Genomic DNA, 6682 nt, shown 5'->3' with positions numbered 1-6682 from the left:
AATGAGTTGGCAAGCCGACAAAACCAAACAATAACCAACCAGCAACCAGAACGAACCGTTAACCCAACAATTGACCCAGCTCAATCAGACCATAGCCGAACTCCGGAATTACCAGGGCACTCAGATTCAACTGCAAGCCACAGCCAAAACGTCTCTCGATCAACAACTGCGACAAATCGAACAAACCGCTCAACAGGTCAATCAACAATTTCAGACGACCTTAAACAACTTAGACAGCAGCAACGCCAACTCACAGCCCCAATTAAAACAGACCTTACAAAGCGCCTACGCAACGTTTCAAAAGCAGACCAACCTGATCAGTCAGGAAAATCTAACCGCACTCAAACGGATTCAAACCGAGCAAGGCCAAAACAACCAGCGCCTCAGCCAACTCAGCGACCAAGTGAACCAGGCTATCCAAGAGACGCTGGCCCAAGTCGCTAATCAAGTGGAGCAGCAGTTACAAACCACGAAAAGGCGGTTCTCATGGTATGAAATTAAGAATTATTTGTTAGCTGTGATTCCAACTGGGATTCTGACTGGTCTTATTTTCTGGTTATTAATCAGGTATTTCGGGTAATTCGGGTCAATCTATTAGAGTTAAACCAGCTTCAGGCTCTATTGGCATAAAATTAGGATCTTAACCCTGGCTAACTCGTTCTTGGCTTATTATTGGCTAAATTTGCGGTTTTTCTGCGGGTTTAAGCCAATTTAAGTACCTTTATATGTTAACTGGCTAAAATGGAGGAGAAACCATTTTAGGGCTAAATCTCAGCATTACAAAAGGACCCAGGCCGATAATCATCGGTCTGGGTCCTTAATAAACGCCATGACAAATTATGATTTAAACAACCTTTAGTTAATTAATGGAACTGCATGCCGCCATCAACAATGATTGTCTGGCCGGTAATATAATTAGAATCTTTACCAGCCAGGAATGAGACGGCAGCGGCCACATCTTCGGGCTCTGATAACCGTTTCAAAGCAATATCTTTTGCGAATTGTTGCATGCCCCACTCATCGTCTTTACCGGCATTCTTGCCAACTTGATGGGCAATATCAAACATCATCGGTGTCTTAACAATCCCTGGTGCATAAGCATTGGCTGTAATCCCTTCTTCAGCCAAATCACGAGCAAGTACTTGTGTGATCCCCCGAACTGCAAATTTGGTTCCTGAATAAAGGGCCAGGTTAGGATTGCCGACCACGCCGGCTTGTGAAGTAGCATTGATAATCTTACCACCATGGCCTAATTTCTTGAAGGCTTGGTGAGCAGCCTGGGCCCCCCAGAGCACGCCACCAACATTAACCCCATAAATCAGTCGGAATTGATCCGGGGTAATCGTATCCAAAGGTGTGGTTGGTCCAAGGCCTGCATTATTGACAATCACGTCAAAGCCGCCCAATTTATCCACAGTTTCATTAACAGCCGAAAAGACAGAATCACGATCTGAAACATCTACCTTAACGCCAATGGCCTGACTGCCATCCGGCGATAATTTAGCGGCTACCTTATTTGCATTATCGATATTCAAATCCGCAACTGCTACCTTAAAGCCATCTTCGTGTAACCGTGTTGCAATTGCTTCACCGATTCCCTGACCGCTACCTGTAACCAACGCTACTTTTTCTGCCATAATAAGCGCCTCCGTTTTCTCTTTTTTATCCGCTTACATTGTACTTCACAAGCAAATAATTCACAATAAGAAAAAGGCCTTTTTCATTGTGAATCACATGATATAGTCAGCAATGACTTTCCTTGCTCCAACTAGCTAATAATTTTAGCGATTGCTTTATTGCTGAGGTTGATAAAAAGGGTCTCCCTGGGGGTGGGTGGCCAAGTATTGCTCAAAGTTATTCTGAGTGATGGCGTCCAAATCTTTAACTGAGTTAGTTGTAATCGTCTTGACGGTCTTTAACTGCCGTGCGACCTGGCGATCGGCAGGCTCGGTTAACGTGTGAATCCCGGTAATGATCACTAAAACCGGTTTAGGTTGACCAGTCACCTCTACCCAAGCTAATTGACCAATCGCAAGATTCTTTTTCCCCACGGTTTTGTGATGGCGAACTCGCCATTGGTAACTTTTAAGACTAAAATAATGATTTTTGTTCACATGATGGCCGTTAATCACGGTTTCAATTCGATGCCCTTGATTCATAAAAAGACCTCCATTTTGTTAATAATGTCGTTGCTTAGTGTGGGATAGGCTGGTTTCAACCCTTAAATATAAGCTCTCAAAGAAAATAGCAGGGCTACTAATATGATCCCCATTGCTAATAAAATCATCCCGAAAAAAATTGAAAAGAACATGTTTTACCCTTCTAACTTAACCTTTTGCTTTTTTAAATTGACCAGTATAAACTCAAGTTATAACTCCAATCAAGTTATTTCACCGAAATATAGTTGACGGCTAAAATCTCTTCTTAACGGAAGAGGTTTTATTGATTAACTAAGCCTTTTATAATAGCCATTGTACACCTGAGTGTACAAAATTTATCTCGGTAAAATATGCGTAATTGGCCTGCTTATCACCCTATGGGCGGGCTTTTTGCGTATATTGATATCAAGTTGTTTAGCTAGGGCCTACCCTATTGTATTCGGTTGAAAGTTGGATTATTATTAGTTACATATAAGTGATCCGGAGGCGTTCTGAAAATGACAAAAATTGGTTACGCACGTGTTAGTACTCGTGAGCAAAATCTAGCCCGGCAAATTGAACAACTACAAGCAGCGGGAGTAACAAAACTTTTCCAAGAGAAACTTTCTGGAAAAAATGCTGCCCGCCCACAACTTCAAGCCATGCTGGATTATCTTCGTGACGATGATGAGGTAATTGTGCTAAGTTTAGATCGGTTAGGTAGAAATTCAGCCGATTTAACAGAAATTATGGAAGCTATTCGCCATAAGGGGGCCACCTTAAACATTTTAAATTTACCGAGCTTTAATAGTATTGAAGATCCTAACTTACGTAACTTGATTACCAATATCATTATTGAGCTTTATAAGTATATGGCCCAAGAAGAACGTGAGACAATCAAAGTAAGACAGCGACAAGGGATTGAAATTGCTAAACGGCAAGGAAAATATCATGGTAAAGTCCGTGAATATGGACCACATTCACCGAATCGACAGAAACGTTATATTTATAAAGAAGCCTGTCGTTTGCTAACCCGACGAGAACGGGGAGAGGAATTAACCAAACGGCAGATCGCGCGGATGTTGGGAATTGCCCCAGTTACCCTCTATCGGATCGAAAAGTATCGAGCGGAAGACCAAATTAAAGCAGCTAATTGATAAAGAAGCTCGTAAAGATCCAGATAAGACAAAAGTTGCCAATTTTGCCCATCATGTGGCATACTCTGAAATTAAATGAAGGTGGTTTAACATGACTAAGCTCTGGTGTGCCAAGATCCAATTGACAACTAAACAGCGTACCTATCGCTTTTCTAATGATTTACAATTGGCCTTAAACCAAACGGCACACCCCCAGCAAATTTTACAAGCATTGATTGTCGTTCCTTTGGCCCCCTACACTGATAAGCAACAACCACCGATGGGAGTTGGCAAGATTCAGAAGATTTATAAAATGGCTTGGTTTAAAACCAGAGGCCTGCCAATTACACGAGGTCAATTGATGGGAGCAGCCTACTGGACCGAACGTCCGTATGTCCAAGTTGCCGGATATTTGACTCATAATTATGTTTGGTGGAGTCAACAACAAATTAGCAAAGACATTACCTATTGGCAACGTCAATTTTATCATCAAACGGCTTATCACAGTCTCCTTTGGCGGAAAATTACCAATTGGCGGATTCGACGCCAATTAGGGCGAATTAAGCGACAACGCTGGAAAAAGAATATTCAATATTGGCATATTTAAAGTAGGCTGGTTAAACTGTTGGCACATAGTGTTGCTTAGATAACCAATCATGATAGCAGATGTGGCTGGGACATAACTCCAAAGAACATTACTTTTAAAAAAGCTCCCGTGAAATCAGTTTACAAAAATACTGATTTCACGGGAGTTTCACTTTGAGGTAGGAACGTTGTCGTATTGATTTTTGGCTATTGTCCCAGCCTCATCTGCTTTTCAAGATATATTGAATGGCACAAACGCCCCTATACAAATCAACTTAACTGAGGTTAATTAGCTGATAATTAGTTTTCAATTCAGGATAAGTCCTGATGTCAAGCACCACTTTTGATTAGGATAGGCTAATAAATCTCTTTGATCACCGTTAAGACTGTTTCTTGTTCATATGGATTCCCCTGAAGCGCAACTAATTAAAAATAGTAACTAGGCTTGATAAAAACATAATCCAGAAGCCTAGCTGGCTTAATAATTGTCGTAACTTTAAGCCAGGAGTTTTATAAGTTAACTGAATAACATGTTTTCCGGCAGGAATCTGGGCTCCTATGAAGCCCACGTTTATTCTTAGTCGTTTAACAAGATGACCATCTACCCGAATTTGCCACCCATTAGAATACGGAATTGAAGTAGTTAAGATTCTGGTGCGATTTGTTGTGCGGGTGATACCAGTAATTTTGTTGTTAGCCACTCGTAATCTTTTTAAACCACTTTTCTTTAAAGTCTGTATTTTTTTGTATAGCGATTATTAAACGGAACAGCAAATACTTTAACTTGATTAAACTTTAATTGCTTGACCCCACTAAAGTTTAAAATGATAGCTCGGCGTAATTTTGACGAATAGCCCAGATTTAAAAGCATTTGATGTTGTTTTTGATAATCAGATAAGTTATTCATTGGCAATTGATGACTATACGTTCGGTAATTATTGGTCTTGGCAACTATCGAAAATCCACCCAAATCGGGATATTTAATTGCTGTTCGTAATCGATTAATTTTCTGCAATTTAGAGACAGGTTTGCCACTTATAATAGAATAATTAGTCAATGATCGTAACCGGTCACGAATCGTATGATTAATTGATTTAATTCCTTTAATCGATAAATATAATTCACAACTACGATATCTCTGAGGATCTCTTAATTGAAGTTGATAAGAGAGATGCCGGTCTTGAATGTCACTGCTCATTAAATGAAGACTGGTATGATTTATGCGTTGGTTTTGATTAATAATATGTGAGTTTTGTCTTAGCTTTTTCCTCAAAATAGAGTTATTTAATTTTAATCCAGTTATTAAAGCCTCTCTTTTTAACTCGGTTGAATTGAATTTAGGTTGATTAGCTAATGTGTTTAATTTGTTCCTATCTAGTCGATACAAGACGGCTTTGGTAACAGTGTTAGAAGCTGTTTAGTATCTTTGATTTTGACCCAATAATTTGATAAACTACTGTCAAAAAAGTTGGTGATCATATGCAACATTTTAGTCATCATTACCAAAGCGATATTTCTCGGCAACAATTCGATTTGATCCGTCAGGATCTGGAAGCTTCAAGAAAACGAACTCACCCAAAACACATTGATCCTTATGATATCTTCTGTGCCATGCTCTATGTCCTTAAAAATGGCTGTACTTGGCGTGATTTGCCGGCTGATTATCCAAAGTGGTCCACCGTTTACTACTATTGGATGAGTTGGTCAAAAGCCCCCACCCCTGATAAACCAGCTTTATTAACTCAGGTTTTAAAAAAATTGTCGCTGATCGACGATTAAGGCAAGGGCGGTCAGCCCGAACTTCGTTCGTCATTTTAGATGCCCAAAGCATTAAGAACACCGCTACCGCTGAAAATAAGGGTTACGATGGTGGCAAGAAAATTTCCGGCATTAAGCGCCATTTAGCCGTTGACATCAATGGATTCCCGCAAGCTATCCATATTACCCGGGCTAACATCACTGATTGTGACGGGGCGATTGCCCTCGTCACCCTTAATTTAGAGCAGTTTAAATTGGTTCGAACCATGATGGTTGATAGTGGTTATACCGGCCAAAATTTTGCCAATGAGATTAGCAGTTTAACCTCAGCCAAGGTAATCGTCGTTAAAAAAAATGAGTTACACCAATTTTTGGTTATCCCCCAACGGTGGCTCATTGAACGTTCATTTAGTTGGTTGGGAAATTATCATCGTTTATGGCGTAACTGTGAGCGTAAGCTCAACACTAGTCTCATGATGGTTTCGTTAGCTTTTATCAGGTTATTTCTCAAAAGATACTAAACAGTTTCTTATAAATTTAATGACGAAAGAGAACTTTCAGGATATTTCTATTACTGAAATTGCCCAAACCGCTGAATTATCGCGAAAAACGTTCTATCATTCTTTTAAAAATAAAGAAGCGGTTATTAATTACCTGTGTGATCAGTTGTTCGACCAGTACTTTGAACAATTGCTCCAGCAGAAACCACAGGTAGGGGAAATGATGTTAAAAACTACTTTTGACATTTTTTTAAATTTTTGGTGGCAAAAACGAGATTTAATTCAATTATTGATCCGCCAAGGCTTATTTGATCACATGAATGAAATTTGGCAGCAAAAAGCAATCCCCCGTTATCAACAGTTTGCAGCTCCTTGGCATGTTCAGGGCACTCCTACCCAAGTGAATTATGTGATGGCTTTTCAACTAGGTGGTTTTACCAATATTCTACGTGTCTGGTTAGGCCAAGATCAGCCTGAGTCACCAGAACAAATTAAGGACTTAATGTTATTGGCTGCTCAGCAATTAGCTGATAGTTTGAATAACAACTAAGCAGATTTAGGTAGC

Annotated in this window: 9 protein-coding genes; 5 read left to right on the top strand and 4 right to left on the bottom strand. The window is 39.9% G+C overall.

Annotated features, from left to right (window positions below):
- Positions 1–70 precede the first annotated feature (70 nt).
- A complete protein-coding gene (locus LKE01_RS11190; RefSeq protein ID WP_179286863.1) occupies positions 71–580 on the top strand; it encodes a Mobilization protein MobB in 510 nt (169 codons plus the stop codon).
- 283 nt (positions 581–863) lie between these two features.
- Here LKE01_RS11190 and LKE01_RS11185 read toward each other — a convergent pair whose 3' ends face one another.
- A complete protein-coding gene (locus tag LKE01_RS11185; protein WP_054769856.1) occupies positions 864–1637 on the bottom strand; it encodes a (S)-acetoin forming diacetyl reductase in 774 nt (257 codons plus the stop codon).
- Positions 1638–1793: 156 nt separating this feature from the next.
- The gene (locus LKE01_RS11180; protein ID WP_054769857.1) at positions 1794–2159 is read right to left on the bottom strand and encodes a DUF5839 family protein; all 366 of its coding nucleotides are present in this window, start codon (positions 2157–2159) and stop codon (positions 1794–1796) included.
- A gap of 497 nt (positions 2160–2656) precedes the next feature.
- On the opposite strand from LKE01_RS11180, the gene LKE01_RS11175 reads away from it, so the two are divergent.
- Entirely contained in the window at positions 2657–3295 is a 639-nt protein-coding gene (locus LKE01_RS11175; protein ID WP_054769858.1) for a recombinase family protein, read from the top strand.
- Positions 3296–3386: 91 nt separating this feature from the next.
- A complete protein-coding gene (locus LKE01_RS11170; RefSeq protein ID WP_054769859.1) occupies positions 3387–3881 on the top strand; it encodes a DUF7679 family protein in 495 nt (164 codons plus the stop codon).
- Between the two features lie 400 nt (positions 3882–4281).
- Here LKE01_RS11170 and LKE01_RS12435 read toward each other — a convergent pair whose 3' ends face one another.
- Together LKE01_RS12435 and LKE01_RS11160 are read right to left on the bottom strand one after the other, a co-directional pair.
- Positions 4282–4560, bottom strand: a complete 279-nt coding sequence (locus tag LKE01_RS12435; RefSeq protein WP_095345102.1) for a YfhO family protein — start codon at positions 4558–4560, stop codon at positions 4282–4284.
- A 26-nt stretch (positions 4561–4586) separates the two neighbouring features.
- A complete protein-coding gene (locus LKE01_RS11160) occupies positions 4587–5246 on the bottom strand; it encodes a hypothetical protein (RefSeq protein WP_143443144.1) in 660 nt (219 codons plus the stop codon).
- Positions 5247–5338: 92 nt separating this feature from the next.
- Between LKE01_RS11160 and LKE01_RS11155 the strand changes: the two genes are divergently transcribed.
- Together LKE01_RS11155 and LKE01_RS11150 are read left to right on the top strand one after the other, a co-directional pair.
- Positions 5339–6138, top strand: a protein-coding gene (locus LKE01_RS11155) for an IS5 family transposase (protein ID WP_179286864.1) whose coding sequence is annotated in 2 segments (ribosomal slippage) — positions 5339–5627 and positions 5627–6138 — 801 coding nt in all. Because the reading frame shifts where the segments join, the coding sequence is not laid out codon by codon here.
- 10 nt (positions 6139–6148) lie between these two features.
- Entirely contained in the window at positions 6149–6667 is a 519-nt protein-coding gene (locus LKE01_RS11150; RefSeq protein WP_371681669.1) for a TetR/AcrR family transcriptional regulator, read from the top strand.
- Positions 6668–6682 lie beyond the last annotated feature (15 nt).

Origin of the sequence: Lentilactobacillus kefiri (assembly GCF_007989105.1) — a bacterium.
In the GTDB taxonomy this organism is placed as follows: Bacteria; Bacillota; Bacilli; order Lactobacillales; family Lactobacillaceae; genus Lentilactobacillus; species Lentilactobacillus kefiri.
This window is presented reverse-complemented; position numbering and strand designations above follow the sequence as displayed.

What these genes read in the sequence shown, in the direction of transcription:
- LKE01_RS11170 (WP_054769859.1), top strand. Translation starts at nt 3,387, where the DNA reads ATGACTAAGCTCTGGTGTGCCAAGATCCAATTGACAACTAAACAGCGT.
- LKE01_RS11185 (WP_054769856.1), bottom strand. Translation starts at nt 1,637, where the DNA reads ATGGCAGAAAAAGTAGCGTTGGTTACAGGTAGCGGTCAGGGAATCGGT.
- LKE01_RS11175 (WP_054769858.1), top strand. Translation starts at nt 2,657, where the DNA reads ATGACAAAAATTGGTTACGCACGTGTTAGTACTCGTGAGCAAAATCTA.
- LKE01_RS11180 (WP_054769857.1), bottom strand. Translation starts at nt 2,159, where the DNA reads ATGAATCAAGGGCATCGAATTGAAACCGTGATTAACGGCCATCATGTG.